At 36.4% G+C, this 15,439-nt stretch carries 16 protein-coding genes and 1 riboswitch; of the genes, 15 read left to right on the top strand and 1 reads right to left on the bottom strand.

What is annotated here, in order from left to right; all coding sequences use genetic code 11:
* Position 1: 1 nt before the first annotated feature.
* The 14 genes from thyA (at position 2) to KQI71_RS01645 (ending at position 13,251) form a co-directional block, all read left to right on the top strand.
* The gene (gene thyA, locus KQI71_RS01710; RefSeq protein ID WP_216433454.1) at positions 2-850 is read left to right on the top strand and encodes a thymidylate synthase; all 849 of its coding nucleotides are present in this window, start codon (positions 2-4) and stop codon (positions 848-850) included.
* A 12-nt stretch (positions 851-862) separates the two neighbouring features.
* Entirely contained in the window at positions 863-1,354 is a 492-nt protein-coding gene (locus KQI71_RS01705) for a dihydrofolate reductase (RefSeq protein ID WP_216433452.1), read from the top strand.
* Positions 1,355-1,509: 155 nt separating this feature from the next.
* A complete protein-coding gene (locus KQI71_RS01700; RefSeq protein ID WP_216433450.1) occupies positions 1,510-3,492 on the top strand; it encodes a sodium-translocating pyrophosphatase in 1,983 nt (660 codons plus the stop codon).
* A 123-nt stretch (positions 3,493-3,615) separates the two neighbouring features.
* A complete protein-coding gene (locus tag KQI71_RS01695; protein ID WP_216433448.1) occupies positions 3,616-4,875 on the top strand; it encodes a peptidoglycan-binding protein in 1,260 nt (419 codons plus the stop codon).
* A gap of 78 nt (positions 4,876-4,953) precedes the next feature.
* Positions 4,954-5,451, top strand: coding sequence for a Cys-tRNA(Pro) deacylase (gene ybaK, locus KQI71_RS01690; protein ID WP_216433446.1), 498 nt, complete (start codon positions 4,954-4,956; stop codon positions 5,449-5,451).
* Positions 5,448-5,993, top strand: coding sequence for a beta-class carbonic anhydrase (locus KQI71_RS01685; protein WP_216433444.1), 546 nt, complete (start codon positions 5,448-5,450; stop codon positions 5,991-5,993). The genes ybaK and KQI71_RS01685 overlap by 4 nt, the downstream gene beginning before the upstream one ends.
* A 107-nt stretch (positions 5,994-6,100) precedes the next feature.
* Positions 6,101-6,796: a YARHG domain-containing protein gene (locus KQI71_RS01680; protein WP_216433442.1), complete on the top strand. Its 696-nt coding sequence runs from the start codon at positions 6,101-6,103 to the stop codon at positions 6,794-6,796.
* 12 nt (positions 6,797-6,808) lie between these two features.
* Complete coding sequence (locus KQI71_RS01675; protein ID WP_216433441.1) at positions 6,809-7,915, top strand: zinc-ribbon domain-containing protein; 1,107 nt, start codon at positions 6,809-6,811, stop codon at positions 7,913-7,915.
* Positions 7,916-7,975: 60 nt separating this feature from the next.
* Complete coding sequence (locus KQI71_RS01670; RefSeq protein WP_216433439.1) at positions 7,976-8,779, top strand: N-acetylmuramoyl-L-alanine amidase family protein; 804 nt, start codon at positions 7,976-7,978, stop codon at positions 8,777-8,779.
* A 21-nt stretch (positions 8,780-8,800) separates the two neighbouring features.
* A complete protein-coding gene (locus KQI71_RS01665; RefSeq protein WP_216433564.1) occupies positions 8,801-8,974 on the top strand; it encodes a DUF4250 domain-containing protein in 174 nt (57 codons plus the stop codon).
* An 89-nt stretch (positions 8,975-9,063) separates the two neighbouring features.
* Complete coding sequence (locus KQI71_RS01660) at positions 9,064-10,380, top strand: alpha-amylase family glycosyl hydrolase (protein ID WP_216433437.1); 1,317 nt, start codon at positions 9,064-9,066, stop codon at positions 10,378-10,380.
* Between the two features lie 74 nt (positions 10,381-10,454).
* Positions 10,455-12,002 (top strand): ribonuclease Y, encoded by a 1,548-nt coding sequence (rny, locus tag KQI71_RS01655; protein ID WP_216433435.1) that lies wholly within the window; start codon positions 10,455-10,457, stop codon positions 12,000-12,002.
* Positions 12,003-12,061: 59 nt separating this feature from the next.
* Entirely contained in the window at positions 12,062-12,604 is a 543-nt protein-coding gene (locus KQI71_RS01650) for an NUDIX hydrolase (RefSeq protein WP_216433433.1), read from the top strand.
* A 77-nt stretch (positions 12,605-12,681) separates the two neighbouring features.
* Positions 12,682-13,251, top strand: coding sequence for a hypothetical protein (locus tag KQI71_RS01645; protein WP_216433430.1), 570 nt, complete (start codon positions 12,682-12,684; stop codon positions 13,249-13,251).
* Here KQI71_RS01645 and KQI71_RS01640 read toward each other — a convergent pair.
* Positions 13,248-14,276, bottom strand: a complete 1,029-nt coding sequence (locus KQI71_RS01640; RefSeq protein WP_216433429.1) for a 3-deoxy-7-phosphoheptulonate synthase — start codon at positions 14,274-14,276, stop codon at positions 13,248-13,250. The two genes, KQI71_RS01645 and KQI71_RS01640, sit on opposite strands and share 4 nt — an antisense overlap.
* Positions 14,277-14,496: 220 nt before the next feature.
* A riboswitch (FMN riboswitch) is annotated at positions 14,497-14,638 on the top strand.
* 91 nt (positions 14,639-14,729) lie between these two features.
* On the opposite strand from KQI71_RS01640, the gene KQI71_RS01635 reads away from it, so the two are divergent.
* A complete protein-coding gene (locus KQI71_RS01635) occupies positions 14,730-15,347 on the top strand; it encodes an ECF transporter S component (RefSeq protein WP_216433427.1) in 618 nt (205 codons plus the stop codon).
* Positions 15,348-15,439 lie beyond the last annotated feature (92 nt).

The following is a 15,439-nucleotide window of genomic DNA, read 5'->3' as shown; positions in this document are numbered from 1 at the left end:
TATGAGTTATGCAGATCAGCTGTTTATTCATATGTGTCAGGACATTTTGGATAACGGAACAAGTACAGAAGGGGAAAAGGTACGTCCACATTGGCCGGATGGAACACCTGCATATACGATAAAGCAGTTTGGAGTTGTGAATCGTTATGATCTTTCGAAAGAATTTCCGGCACTGACTTTAAGAAAGACTTATATAAAATCTGCGATTGATGAATTGCTTTGGATTTGGCAGAGAAAATCAAACAATGTGCACGATTTAAAAAGCAACATCTGGGATGAATGGGCAGATGAGACGGGATCCATTGGAAAGGCTTATGGATATCAGATGCAGGTAAAACATCAATATAAAGAAGGAATGATGGATCAGGTAGACCGTGTTATTTATGATTTAAAACATAATCCGTATAGTCGCCGTATTATGACGAATATTTATGTTCACCAGGATCTTCATGAAATGAATCTCTATCCATGTGCTTACAGCATGACATTTAATGTGACGAAAAAGTCAGGACATGAAAAGCTTACTTTAAATGCAATTTTAAATCAAAGGTCACAGGATATTTTGGCAGCTAATAATTGGAATGTTGTACAATATTCGGTGCTTGTTTATATGTTGGCGCAGGTATGCAACATGGAACCAGGGGAATTTGTTCATGTGATTGCAGATGCACACATTTATGATCGCCATATTCCAATCATAAAAGAACTAATCCAGAGAGAAACTTATAAAGCACCAAAATTTTCTATGAATCCAGATGTAAAAGACTTTTATGATTTTACATTGGATGATTTTAAAATTGAAGATTATAAAGCAGGGGAACAGATCAAAGATATCCCAATTGCCATTTAGGAGGAAAAAAGAATGAATCTTATCGTAAATGCAGACAAAAACTGGGGAATTGGAAAGAACAATGAGCTTCTTGTCCATATTCCAAATGATATGAAAATGTTTCGGCAAACAACAACTGGAAAAGTAGTTGTAATGGGAAGAAAAACATTGGAAAGTTTTCCAAATGGAATGCCTTTGCCAAATAGGACGAATATTGTATTGACAACGGATCAAGATTATAAAGCCAAAGGAGCAATCATTGTTCATAGTAAGGAAGAACTTCTGGAAGAGTTAAAAAAATATCCAAAAGAAGATATTTTTATTATTGGTGGAGAAAGTGTTTACCGCATGATGCTTCCGTATTGTACGACTGCACATGTGACAAAGACAGATTACGCCTATGATGCAGATACGTGGTTTCCAAATCTTGATGAAATGCCAGATTGGAAGATTACGGCAGAAGGAGAAGAGGAAACGTATTTTGATATTGAATATCAGTTTCTAAAATATGAAAGACAATCATAACAAAAGGCTGATGTACAGAAAAAAGTACATCAGCTTTTTATATTTTTGGATAAAATACACATATTTTTGAAAAAAATTAATATATTTGTTATAATATTCTTATAAAACATATGTCAGTATGACAGCAAAATAGAGTGCAGAAAGGAGAGAGTGCTATGAATATCTATTTGGCAGTGATTGCAGGTATTGTATCTCTTATTGCAGCTTTTGGACTGATTCAGAGAGTTAACAAGGCAGAAGAAGGAAATGACCGTATGAAAGAAATTGCAAGTGCGATTAATGAAGGAGCCCATGCATTTTTAAGAGCGGAATATAAACTTCTAATAATTTTCTGTATCATTGTATTTATTTTGATTGGTATTGGAATCAAAAACTGGATTTCGGCCGTATGTTTTCTGTTTGGTGCAGTTTTTTCTGCATTGGCAGGATATATTGGAATGCATACAGCAACAAAGGCTAATGTAAGAACAGCTAATGCGGCGAAAACGGGTGGAATTTCAGCAGCTTTATCAATTGCTTTTTCTGGAGGAGCAGTTATGGGTCTTACCGTTGCCGGTCTTGGGCTGTTTGGCGTTTCTATGGTTTATATGATTACAGGAGATCCAGATGTTTTAACTGGCTTTGGATTAGGAGCATCTTCGGTTGCATTATTCGGTCGTGTTGGCGGAGGAATTTATACAAAGGCAGCAGATGTAGGAGCAGATCTTGTTGGAAAAGTGGAAGCTGGAATTCCAGAGGATGATCCAAGAAATCCAGCAGTTATTGCAGATAATGTAGGAGATAACGTAGGGGATATTGCTGGAATGGGAGCAGATCTTTATGAATCTTATGTTGGGTCACTCGTATCGGCTATTACAATTGGAGCGGTTGGTTTTAGTATTAGAGGAGCTGTTTATCCGTTGCTTCTTGCAGCAGCAGGAATTATAGCCTCTTTAATTGGTGTTTTATTTGTCATTCATTCAAAAGGAAATGATCCGCATAAATCGTTGGATGGAGGAACATATCTTGCGAGTATCCTTGTTATGGTTGCAACATTTTTCTTAAGTAAAATGTTTTTTGGCAATCTAAAATCTTTCTGGGCAATTTTAGCAGGAGTGATTGTTGGTAACTTGATCGGAAAGTTGACGGAAATTTATACATCTAGTAAATATGGATATGTAAGAAAGATCGCGGATCAGGCAGAAACAGGATCCGGAACAACGATTATTTCTGGGCTTGCCGTTGGAATGGAGTCTACAGCAATTCCAGTCATTGGTATTTGTGTTGCTGTTATTGTAGCCTATTATTTTGCAGGTCTTTATGGAATTGCACTTTCTGCTGTTGGTATGCTATCGACTACGGGAATTACTGTTGCAGTTGACGCTTATGGTCCAATTGCAGATAATGCCGGGGGAATTGCAGAGATGGCAGAATTAAATGAATCAGTACGAGATATTACAGATCAATTAGATTCGGTTGGAAATACAACAGCTGCAATGGGAAAAGGATTTGCCATCGGTTCTGCAGCATTGACTGCATTAGCATTATTTTCCTCTTATGCACAGGCAACCAATCTTTTAAAAGAGGGAATTAATTGTCTGGAGCCAAAAGTTATTGTCGGAGTATTGATTGGTGCGATGCTTCCATTTTTATTTTCAGCATTTACAATGCAATCCGTTGGAAAAACGGCCAATGAAATGATTGTAGAAGTACGTCGTCAGTTTAGAGAAATTCCTGGAATTATGGAAGGAACAGCAAAGCCAGATTATCGAAAATGTGTTGAAATTTCAACATCAGCCGCATTAAAGGAGATGCTTCTCCCTGGGATTATGGCGATTGTTGCTCCAATTTTAATTGGAGTGCTCCTTGGGACACAAGCTCTTGGAGGACTGCTGGTTGGTTCCCTTGCAGCTGGTGTCATGATGGCGATTTTTATGGCAAACTCTGGCGGTGCCTGGGACAATGCAAAGAAATATATTGAAGAAGGAAATCATGGAGGAAAAGGAAGTCCAGCACATAAGGCAGCTGTTGTTGGAGATACCGTAGGTGATCCATTTAAAGATACTTCTGGTCCGTCTTTGAATATTCTAATTAAATTAATGACCATCGTATCTCTTGTTTTTGCACCATTATTCCTCAGTATTGGTGGAATCCTTTAGAAAAATTAAAGGAAAAAGGTCTTCTGTCATTTTGTGGTAGGAGGCCTTTTCCATGTTTTATTAGGAAATTTTTTGAAAGACATACATATACTAAAGTAAATGTTTTTTGGAAAAGAGGATAATATGCCGGAAACAATGAAAAGAGAACAGGTTGATCAGGGCCAATTGATGGTACAGGTAAACTCAAGCAATACGGCAGTTCCAGTGGCAGATGCAAAAGTAGAAATTTCTTATACAGGAGATCCAGATACGGTGATTGAGACGGTACAAACAAATGGAGATGGACAGACGGAAACACTTCAGCTTTCGGCTCCTCCGGTGGAATTTAGTATGTCGCCAGGAGAAAATCAACCTTATGCAGAATATACGGTAAGAGTTAGCGCCAAGGAATATGAAACAGTTACTATTTCAGGAGCACAAATTTTTTCAGGGATACAGGGAATTCAAAGAGTTTCTATGAATTTATTAGATACAACACAGTCTAATATAGATTCTTTTGTAATAGGACCGCATACATTATGGGGGGATTATCCACCGAAAATTGCAGAGGCAGAAATAAAACCAGTTAATGAGACAGGGGAAATTGTATTAAGTCGTGTTGTAATACCAGAATATATTATTGTACATGACGGGCCAGTGAGTGATAAAAGTGCAAAAAATTATTATGTACGTTATAAAGATTATATAAAAAATGTTGCATCCTGTGAAATTTATTCTACATGGCCAAGAACAACGTTAGAGGCAAATATTCTTGCAATTATGTCTTTTACTTTAAATCGCGTTTATACAGAATGGTATCGGAACAAAGGGCATGATTTTACTATTACATCCTCAACTGCCTATGATCATAAATGGATGCCAGGAAAGACAACATATGAATCAATCAATACGATTGTGGATGAAATATTTTCTAATTACCTTTCAAGGCCAAATGTTAAACAGCCGATTCTTACGCAATATTGTGATGGAAAGAAGGTTTCTTGCCCAGAGTGGATGACACAATGGGGGTCTAAGTATCTTGGAGATCAGGGTTATAAACCAATTGAAATCCTTCGCTATTATTATGGAGAAAATATGTATATTAATACGGCAGAGCAGATTGCAGGGATTCCTTCTTCTTGGCCTGGTTATGATCTTGGAATTGGAGCAAGTGGGGAAAAAGTAAGGCAGATACAACAGCAGTTAAACAGAATTTCGAAGGATTATCCATCAATTCCAACAGTTGCTGCAGATGGACAATATGGACAGCAAACAGCGCAAGCTGTGAGAAAATTTCAAAGCGTTTTTGGACTTGGACAGACTGGAATTATTGATTATCCGACATGGTATAAAATTAGTGAAATTTACGTTGGAGTCAGCAGGATTGCAGAATTGAATCCATAGAGTTGCAAGATTACTGGATTGGTGTATAATGGACACAACGGCATAGCCGTCGGAAAAAACAAAATGGGAGGGAGCATTGTGGCAAAAAAAGAACCAAAGACAAATGCGATGAGGATGTTAGAAAGACAAAAAATTCCTTATGAAATTCATCGATATGAATGTAAAGAATTTATTGATGGAATTGCGATTGCCGATATGCTTGATGAGCCGTATGAACGTGTGTTTAAAACTTTAGTTACGGTTGGAAAAAGTGGAGGTTATTTTGTATTTGTCATTCCGATTGATAAGGAACTTGATTTGAAGAAAGCTGCAAAATCTGTGGGAGAAAAATCCGTGGAAATGATCCATGTGAAAGATATTAATAAAATTACCGGATATATCCGTGGAGGATGTACAGCCATTGGAATGAAAAAAGATTATCCGACAGTACTCGATAAAAGCGCGGAAGTGCAGGATAAGATTATGGTCAGCGGCGGGAAAAACGGGATTCAGATTGAACTTGCGGTAAAAGATTATTTGAAAGCATGTCATGGAAAAATGGAAGCAATTACTCACGAAGAAGGAGATAAGAAATGATAGAGGAAATTCTTGCATATAATCGAAAATTTGTGGATAATAAAGAATATGAAAAATATAAAACAAGCAAATATCCGGATAAAAAGATTGCAATTATTACTTGTATGGATACAAGATTGACAAAACTTTTACCAGCAGCGCTTGGCTTAAAAAATGGAGATGTAAAGATTATTAAAAATGCAGGTGGAGAAGTAAATCACGCATTTGGCAGTGTAGTAAGAAGTGTACTTGTTGGAATTTTTGAACTTGGAATTGAAGAAGTAATGGTTATTGGTCATACAGATTGCGGTGTTCAGCATATTAACAGTGAAATGATGATTGGTCATATGAAGGCAAGGGGAATTGATGAAGAGAAGATTGAATTAATCCGTCATTGTGGTATTGATTTTGATACATGGCTGGAAGGATTTGATTGTGTGGAAAACTCTGTAAAAGATTCTGTAGAAGTTTTGAGAAAGCATCCATTAATTCCAAAAGATGTACGAATTTCAGGGTATGTCATGGATTCTGTTACTGGAGAACTATCTGTCGTTGTTTCATAAAACAAAAAATAAAGAAAAATTTTAATATCGCCAGCCATGGGAATGACTGGCGACATTTTTTATGAAAGAAAAAAGTGCTCTGGTTTATAGATTATGGAAAATAGGGCATGATGTTTATAAGATCCTGGATTGATCATGCAGGAAAAATATTATGGAACAAAAAACATATAGGAGTGATACAGACGATGAGAGTAATGGAGAAACGATTGATAGCGGTACTTGCAGTTGCAATTATCGTAGTAGCATTCGGTTTGATTTTTAGTCTGATAGAAAATATGCAGGTTTCTTCTAATGAAAATCAGGAATTAAAAACAGTAAAGGAAGCGGTTCAAAATCAGCTGTCATTAAATAAGCATCATAAAAAAAAGAAAAAGACAGCAACAACACAGACGACAACGCAGGAGGAAACAACGCAGCAGATAACAACAGAAAGTACACAAGCAACAATACAAGAGGCGACACAATCTACACAAGAAGAGACAACACAGGTGCCACAGAATGATGAAAATGCATCGAATATTATGAATGGAGATGATGGATATTTATTGCCAGATGCAGATGTTACCTATTTAAATAGAGAAGATCTAGAAAAAATGTCAACGGAAGAAATCCGCTATGCGATTGATGAAATTTATGCAAGACACGGACTAAAATTTAAAGATTTGCAAGAAAAAGAATTTTTTGAAAAGAAAAAATGGTATATTGCGATGACAGATGATCAAAATGCAATTACATTAAACGAATATGAGACAGCAAATAAGGCTGCCTTAGAAGAAATATTAGGACAAAGAGAAGCAAAATAGAGGAGGAGACATATGTTTTGTCCAAAATGCGGAGTAAGAATAGAAGATGGAGACAGCTTTTGCAGAGAATGCGGTACAAAGATACAAAAAGGATTCAGTTCCAGAGGTAAAAAAATTATTATGGCAGAGGTGATCCTTCTTATTGCTCTGTCTGCTGCATTTCTTTATGGAGGCAGCAGGAGCGGAGATCCGGAAAATGTGGTCCATCAGTTTATGAAAAATTATAATGGACATAATTGGTCGGAAATTTATCATTTATATAATTTTAAAGAAGATACATTTATCAATGAGGAGTGTTTTGAAAAAACAATGGATCAAAGTCATATAGAAACTCTTTCTAATATAACCGGAGGGTATGTACAAAATGGACAGCATATTTATAAGATACCAAAAGAAGAAGGTAATGTAACAATTTATGTAAAAAAAACAAAGCAAAAGACCTTTTTCTTTTTTGACCGTTATAAAATTGCAAAGGTAGAAGACACCGACTTAACAGCAGAAGAAATACAGGTGCCTAATATTTCTGGAGTTACGATCTGTCTGGATGGAATAGAAGTAAAAAAAACTTCAGAGGATGAGGGGATTACAGCAGTGAAAGTTTTTCATGGATTGCATAAAGTAACTTTTTCCGGAGATAAAGAAATGTTTCAAGAAGATAAATATATGCTGAATACGCAAAAAGATAATTTGCCAGAACAGATGGAGTATTCTGATAAAGCAAAGGGAGAGGCAGAAGATGCAATCAGAAGCTATATGCCTATGATTACGGAAGCTGTTATTAAAAATTCAGATCCGGAAGTAATAGCATCTTGTTTTTCTTCTGAGGAAAAGGCAAAAGATTATGGAAGTTTTCTTTGTGGAAAAGTATCCGATACACAAGATCAGGATCCTAAACTTGAAGATGTACAGCTTACAAAATGCCAAGCAGATCGCAGTTTGGAATCAGAAGATCAAACAGTCATGAGTGGGATCCCAGTTGTTATAGAAGGGACAAGAACTTATAAGATAAACTCTGATGATAATAAGAAGGAAAAAGATCAGACGTTAAGTATTAATGGTACTGCTTATATGATAAAGAGAAATGGAAAATGGCTGATTAATCGTGTGGCAATAGATTAAAAAGACTATTTTGTTATATGTTATGATAAGCATATATTCTGGAGAAAGTGGGGGAGAATCATGGAAAAAAGATTACTATTTCTTGTGTTAGGAATGTGTTTTCTTATGGCAGGATGCCAGAAAAAAGAAACAGCAAAACAGAAAATAACGACAACGGGGAAAACAAAAAAAGAAACATCTAGTCAAGTATCTTCAATAGTTTCGAAAGATAAGGTAAAACAAAAGAAAGAAAAAGTAAGAATAGCAATTGATGCAGGTCATCAGAAAAAACAGATGACTAGCCAAGAACCAATTGGTCCAGGAGCTTCAAAAACAAAACCAGCAGTTTCATCAGGAACAGAAGGTGTTGTGACAAAGAAACCAGAATATGAGGTGACATTGGAGTTGTCTCTTAAACTGAAAAAGGAACTGCAATCTAGAGGATATGATGTTTACATGATTCGTGAGACAAACGATGTAACATTGAGTAATCGAGATCGAGCTGAGATGGCTAATAAGAGCGGAGCTGCTTTGTTTTTAAGAATTCATTGTAATAGTGCAGAGGATGCATCGGTACATGGAGCATTAACCATGTGTCCTGGAGATTCAAATCCATATTGTACAAAAAGTGTGATCGCCAATAGTGTTCGGCTTGCAAAAGACGTAGGAAATGGTTTGAGTCAGAAGAGTGGAGCAAAAAACCGAGGAATGATAAAGACAGATGAAATGTCAGGGATTAACTGGTGTAAAATACCAGTAACAATTGTTGAGATAGGTTTTATGTCGAATCCCGAAGAAGATCAAAAACTTTCTGATAGTAATTACCAGAAACTTTTGGTCCAGGGAATTGCAGACGGAGTAGATCAATATATAAATCATAAATAAGAAAAAATGGGAGGAGAAATGATGTTGCCAAAAGATCCAGTGATTTTACTTAGCTATATTAATACACAATTAAGGGATTTTTACCATAGCTATGACGAATTGTGTGAAGGACTTCAAATCGATGGAAATGAAGTGAAGGAGAAATTAAAAAATATCGGATATGAATATCAAGAAACGATCAATCAATTCCGATAGCTTGCTACTAGTCGAGAAAAAGATTTTATGATAAAATCTTTTTTATATGATATGATAGAATCTCTTAAGAGTAGAAAGGACGGATTACAATGAAAATAAATGAAAGTATAATTTATCAAATTTTTCCATTAAGAGCATTTGTGGATAAGGATACGGAACATGGTATTTTGGAAGCTATAAAATGGATTCCTCATATGAAAAAAATTGGAGCAAATACGGTTTATTTTTCTCCAGTCTTTGAATCGACAGATCATGGATATGATACAAAAGATTATCAGAAAATTGATCATCGTCTTGGAACAAATGAGGATTTTAAGAAGGTTTCAGAGGCATTTCATAAAGAAAAAATTAAGATCATACTTGATGGAGTTTTTAATCATGTAGGAAGAGATTTTTGGGCTTTTCAAGATGTTCTTGAGAAAAAATGGGATTCAGAATATAAAGATTGGTTTTATATTAATTTTGATGGAAATAGTGGTTATGATGATGGATTCTGGTATGAAGGATGGGAAGGTCATTATGAACTTGTAAAATTAAATTTGGATCATCCACAGGTAAGACAACATTTGTTTGATTGTGTTGGTCAATGGATGGATGAATTTCAAATCGATGGATTACGTCTTGATGTAGCTTATATGTTAAATCGCGATTTTATGAAATGTTTAGCAGAATTTGTTCGAGCAAAAAATTCAGATTTTCTTTTGATTGGAGAAATGCTGCACGGAGATTATACACAGCTTGTAAATCCACAGCTTCTTGATTCTGTGACAAATTATGAATGTTACAAAGGACTGTATTCAAGTTTTAACACACATAATATGCATGAGATTGGATATTCTCTGAATCGTCAGTTTGGTCCGGAAGAATGGACATTATATAAAGGATTGCCTCTTTATAATTTTGTAGATAATCATGATGTAGAACGAATTGCGAGTCAGCTGGAAGATAAAGAACAATTGCCAGTTATTTATGCACTAATGTATGCAATGCCTGGAATCCCTGGAATTTATTATGGAAGTGAATGGGGAATCGAAGGAAAGAAAGAGGCGGGAAGCGATGACAGCCTTCGTCCAAGAATTCGTCCAGAAGATTTGAAAGAAAATGATCTGACGGATTATATTTCAAAATTATCTGAAATTAGAAAAGAAAGCCCAGCACTAAAATATGGAAATTATATACAACTTGCAATTGAACCGAATGTACTTGTTTTCCAGAGAGAAGCACAAGGAGATAGAATCATTGTAGCAGTGAATATTGGTGATGAGGAACGTACGATGCATTTTGATGCGAGAGCAGGCGAGGGAACGGACTTGATTTCAGGAAAAAGAGTTGATTTTGGAGGGGGACTTGTAGTACCGGCAAAAACAGCTTTGGTAATTCGTCCAGAAGGCGTAGCCATTTCTTGACTTTTATGTTAAAAACATATAAAATTAAATAAGTGTGAAAACACAAAAAATTGAATAAGGAGGAAACCTGTGGAGTGTTTGGTATTATTATAGCCATTATCGCAACACTGGCAATTGCAGTACCGGTTTCTGTCTGTGTGGCTAATGCAAGAAGCAAAAAAGCCATGGAGATTACAATCGGAAATGCAGAAGATAAAGCCAGAGAAATTATAGATGAAGCAATCAAAGCAGCAGATGCCAAAAAGCGGGAAGCTTCTTTGGAAGTCAAGGAAGAAACTATAAAAGCGAGACATGACTTTGAAAAAGAGACAAAAGAGCGCAGAGCAGAACTTCAGAAATATGAGCAGAGAGTTCTTTCAAAAGAAGAAACGGTTGAGAAAAAATCTGTTCTTCTGGAACGAAAAGAACAGTCTTTAACCGCAAAAGAAAAAAATGTGGAAGCAGAGAAAGCTCAATTAGAAGAACTGCAGTCAAAACATCTACAGGAACTGGAGAGAATTTCCGGTTTGACCTCTGATCAAGCAAAAGAACAATTATTATCAGCAGTAAAAGAAGATGTGAAACATGAAACCGCAATGTATGTCAAGGAAATGGAGACGCGTGCAAAAGAAGATGCAAGAAAACGTGCGAAAGAGTATGTAGTAACTGCAATTCAAAAATGTGCCGTGGATCATGTTGCAGAGACAACAATTTCTCTTGTACAGCTTCCGAATGATGAGATGAAAGGCCGTATCATCGGTAGAGAAGGTCGTAATATCCGCTCTATCGAAAATATGACAGGTGTAGAGCTGATCATCGATGATACTCCGGAAGCTGTTGTACTTTCAAGCTTTAATCCTGTTCGTAGGGAGATTGCTAGAATCGCATTAGAGAAACTGATCGTAGACGGAAGAATTCATCCGGCGCGTATCGAAGAGATGGTTGAAAAAGCGACGAAAGAAGTCGAAGACCAGATGCGTGAAGAAGGAGAAGCGGCTACGCTTGAACTTGGTGTTCATGGAATCCATCCAGAACTTGTGAAATTGCTCGGAAGAATGAAATTCCGTACAAGTTATGGACAGAATGCATTGAAGCATTCTATGGAAGTGGCACAGCTTTCAGGACTTCTGGCAGCAGAAGTAGGAGTCGATGTAAGACTTGCAAAACGTGCAGGATTACTTCATGATATTGGAAAAGCGATCGATCATGAAGTAGAAGGTTCCCATGTGGAACTTGGAGTTAATCTTTGTAAGAAGTATAAAGAGAATCCGGTTGTTATCAATGCGGTTGCATCTCATCATGGAGATGTAGAACCAGAATCGCTGATTGCCTGTCTTGTTCAGGCAGCAGATGCTATTTCAGCAGCGCGTCCTGGAGCAAGAAGTGAGACACTGGAAAGTTATACAACAAGGTTGAAACAGTTAGAAGAGATCGCAAATTCATTTCAAGGTGTTGATAAAACTTTTGCAATTCAGGCAGGTCGGGAAATTCGCGTAATGGTAGTTCCAGAACAGATTAGCGATGATGATATGATTCTTCTGGCAAGGGATATTTCAAATCAGGTAGAAGAAAACCTGGATTATCCTGGACAGATCAAAGTCAATGTAATCAGAGAGTCACGAGTTGTAGACTATGCGAAGTAACAAGCAAGGCGGTAGAGAAATCTATCGCCTTTTCCAATAACAGAAAGGAATAATAGAAAATGAAGGGATATGAAAAAATTGAACAGCGTCTGGTACATCAGGGAAAAGTTGTTGGGTTTTATGAAGATATTGTAAAACTTCCGAATGGAAAAATTGTAGTATGGGATCTTGTAAAGCATAAAGGTGCCGCAGCAGTAATTCCAGTTACAGAAAAAGGGACCATTCTTCTTGTAAAACAATATAGAAATGCATTAGATGAAGAAACATTGGAAATTCCAGCAGGAGGAATTGAGCCTGGAGAGACAGCATTGGAATGTGTGACCAGAGAAATTGAAGAAGAAACTGGATTTCGTGCTGGAAAGATGGATCATCTAATGAGTATTATTACATCGATTGGATTTTGTGATGAGAAGATTCCAATTTATGTTGCAAGAGATTTAAAACCGACGAAACAGCATTTGGATGAAGATGAATTTATTGATGTTATGGAATTTACCACCGAACAGTTAAAAGAAATGATTTTTGATGGAACAATCATTGATGCAAAGACAATTTCTGGAATTCTGGGCTATCTTGCTTCTGATCTAAAGGAAAAGGAATAAGAAAATATAAGGCTGCATAAAGTATGTTATGTAGTCTTTTTTAATTTTACAGTTGGAATTTTTATCAGGAGAAAACAGTGGAGAAAAGGAAATTTTTTGCGGGCCTTTTTGTGATGCTTGGTCTGATTTTTGGAAGCTTATTTACAAACTTTGTATATAAAGATTATCTTGCATATGGGGGACAGTTAGATTCCCTTATTTTAAACAATAAAAATCTTTATATTTCAGGAAGTGGACTTTTTCCATATGTTTTATTTAAAAGAGGAAAACAGTATGGGATGTTTTTTCTTGCGGGATATTTATTGCAGCCAGTCGTTTTTTTATATGGAGGACTAATTTGTGGTTCTTTTTTTCTAGGATCGATTCTATCTCTTCAGATTATTCAGCTTGGAATCAAAGGATTGTTGATTGTGCTGCTTAGTTTTTTTCCACAATTTATTTGTTATGGATTTGGGATTGCACTTTTGTTTCGAAGAAATTTTTTAGAAGCAAAAAAAGAAGGAAGAGTTTTTGAAAAAAATCCTTCCTTCCTTGATAAACATTCTGTTTTGATTGAAATTTTATCTGTTATTTCCGGATGTATTCTGGAAAGTTATATAAATCCGGTGATGATGTTGTATCTTCTAAATTTCCTTAAAATTCATTAAACATTATCAGCCATTCGGTAAAGAAGAGCAGCAGATTTATTCCATCCGAGACATGGGTCAGTGATAGATTGTCCATAAACACCGTTTCCAATGCTCTGATTTCCGTCTTCGATATAGCTTTCAATCATAATTCCTTTTACAAGAGATTTGATTTCAGGCAGGAAACTTCTGCTGTGAAGAACTTCCTGTACGATTCGAGGCTGCTGATCCCACTGTTTTCCAGAGTTAGAGTGGTTTGCATCGACAATAACGGCTGGATTTTTCAGCTGAAATTTTTCATACATATAAGCAACTCTTGTTAAATCTTCATAGTGATAGTTTGGAATATTATTTCCATGACGATTAACAGAACCACGAAGGATTGCGTGAGTCAGAGGATTTCCATCTGTTTTCACTTCATATCCGTTTGCAATGAAATCATGCTGATGTTGTCCGGCTGTAATGGAATTCATCATAACCGTCAGATCTCCTCCAGTTGGATTCTTCATACCAGCAGGAATGTCAAATCCACTAACAGTCAGGCGGTGCTGCTGATTTTCGACAGAACGTGCTCCAACAGCTACATAAGAAAGAATATCTTCCATGTAAGGCCAGTTTCCAGGATATAACATTTCATCGGCTGCAGGCATATGATATTCTTTCAATGCATCGATGTGCAGTTTGCGGACAGAGCGAAGTCCGCTTGCCATATCGGGAGCTTTTTCAGGATCCGGCTGATGAACCATTCCTTTATATCCGTCACCGGTTGTTCTTGGCTTATTTGTGTAGATACGGGGAATAATCAGTAATTTTTCCTCCAGATCCTTCTGTACTTTTGCCAGACGTCCAAGATAATCCATAACGGCTTCTTCATTGTCGGCAGAACAAGGACCAATGATAACGATGAATTTATCAGATTCTCCGGTAAATACTTTACGAATCTGTGCATCTCGGTCGGCCTTTACTTGTTTTAACTCATCACTCAGCGGAAATTCTTCTCTTAATTCTTCTGGAGAAGGCATTTTCGCAACTCTGTGCATTCCCATAGTTTTATCTCCTTTGTCTCAACAATTCAATTTTACACAATTGTAGCCTTAGTTTATCAAATATTATGAAATCTGTAAAGTCGGCAATCAAATAGCAATTTTTGAAAAAGTGTGAAAGAGGCTTTACAAATAGGTCAATATTTACTATAATAAAAGCAGTCAGAAAACACTTTCATTTTCTGAGAATGAACTGAATATTGAAGTAGAGAAGACAATATTTCTCCAACTTCAGGGCAGAGTGAGACATGAAAATGTCAATTCTCGACTGGTGGTGATGCCCTTAAAGGGATAAGTCCACGAGCTTCGGCCGATCAGGTAAGAATCCTGAACCAACAGTATAGTCTGGATGAAAGAAGTAATGCAGCAGCACATTGTGCTGCCAAATGTGATGGCCCTGTCGTTTTATGAAAACGAACAGGCTTTTTTTATTTCATAGGAAAAGGAGAAGATATTATGACAGGAGAAACAATGACAATGAGACCACAGAAAGTACAAATCAGAACGATTGCCGTTACTGGAATGCTCGGTGCCCTGGCAACAATTTTAATGTTTTTGGAATTTCCAGTTCCAATGATTATGCCGCCATTTATTAAGTTTGATTTTTCAGAACTTCCAGCATTGCTTGCAGCTTATGCAATGGGTCCGGTATCTGGAATCGCTGTATGTTTTATCAAAAATGCGATTAATCTGCTTCATACACAGACAGGTGGTGTTGGAGAACTTTCCAACTTTATCCTCGGTGTATGTTTCGTACTTCCAGCAGGTTTGATTTATAAAAAGAAAAAAACACAGAAACGTGCATTACTAGGAGCACTGCTTGGTGCGGTTCTAATGGCTGTAATTAGCGTATTTTCAAATTATTTTATCGTATATCCAGTTTACACAAATTTCATGTCCATGGATGCAATTTTAAAAGCATATCGCGTGATCAATGGAAATGTGTCAAATTTATGGGATGCACTGATCTGGTTTAATATGCCATTTACTTTTGTAAAAGGATTATGCAGTGTGCTGATTACATTTCTTATTTATAAAAGAGTGTCACCAATTTTAAAGGGAACAAACAGATAAATGAATTTAACTAGATAAATTTTTGCATATATAAAAATCCGATGGATTCTGAAAATTCCATCGGATTTTTTGTTTCCTTATTTTGGATAGAT

This window comes from Anaerostipes sp. MSJ-23 (genome assembly GCF_018918155.1).
Classification (GTDB): domain Bacteria; phylum Bacillota; class Clostridia; order Lachnospirales; family Lachnospiraceae; genus Anaerostipes.
The sequence above is the reverse complement of the archived record's forward strand: the minus strand, read 5'-3'. Positions and strand labels throughout refer to the sequence as shown.

What these genes read in the sequence shown, in the direction of transcription:
- KQI71_RS01640 (WP_216433429.1), bottom strand. Translation starts at nt 14,276, where the DNA reads ATGGGAATGCACAGAGTTGCGAAAATGCCTTCTCCAGAAGAATTAAGA.
- KQI71_RS01675 (WP_216433441.1), top strand. Translation starts at nt 6,809, where the DNA reads ATGTTTTGTCCAAAATGCGGAGTAAGAATAGAAGATGGAGACAGCTTT.
- KQI71_RS01635 (WP_216433427.1), top strand. Translation starts at nt 14,730, where the DNA reads ATGACAGGAGAAACAATGACAATGAGACCACAGAAAGTACAAATCAGA.
- KQI71_RS01660 (WP_216433437.1), top strand. Translation starts at nt 9,064, where the DNA reads ATGAAAATAAATGAAAGTATAATTTATCAAATTTTTCCATTAAGAGCA.
- KQI71_RS01680 (WP_216433442.1), top strand. Translation starts at nt 6,101, where the DNA reads ATGATGTTTATAAGATCCTGGATTGATCATGCAGGAAAAATATTATGG.
- KQI71_RS01670 (WP_216433439.1), top strand. Translation starts at nt 7,976, where the DNA reads ATGGAAAAAAGATTACTATTTCTTGTGTTAGGAATGTGTTTTCTTATG.
- KQI71_RS01665 (WP_216433564.1), top strand. Translation starts at nt 8,801, where the DNA reads ATGTTGCCAAAAGATCCAGTGATTTTACTTAGCTATATTAATACACAA.
- KQI71_RS01695 (WP_216433448.1), top strand. Translation starts at nt 3,616, where the DNA reads ATGCCGGAAACAATGAAAAGAGAACAGGTTGATCAGGGCCAATTGATG.
- KQI71_RS01650 (WP_216433433.1), top strand. Translation starts at nt 12,062, where the DNA reads ATGAAGGGATATGAAAAAATTGAACAGCGTCTGGTACATCAGGGAAAA.
- KQI71_RS01685 (WP_216433444.1), top strand. Translation starts at nt 5,448, where the DNA reads ATGATAGAGGAAATTCTTGCATATAATCGAAAATTTGTGGATAATAAA.
- KQI71_RS01705 (WP_216433452.1), top strand. Translation starts at nt 863, where the DNA reads ATGAATCTTATCGTAAATGCAGACAAAAACTGGGGAATTGGAAAGAAC.
- KQI71_RS01700 (WP_216433450.1), top strand. Translation starts at nt 1,510, where the DNA reads ATGAATATCTATTTGGCAGTGATTGCAGGTATTGTATCTCTTATTGCA.
- thyA (WP_216433454.1), top strand. Translation starts at nt 2, where the DNA reads ATGAGTTATGCAGATCAGCTGTTTATTCATATGTGTCAGGACATTTTG.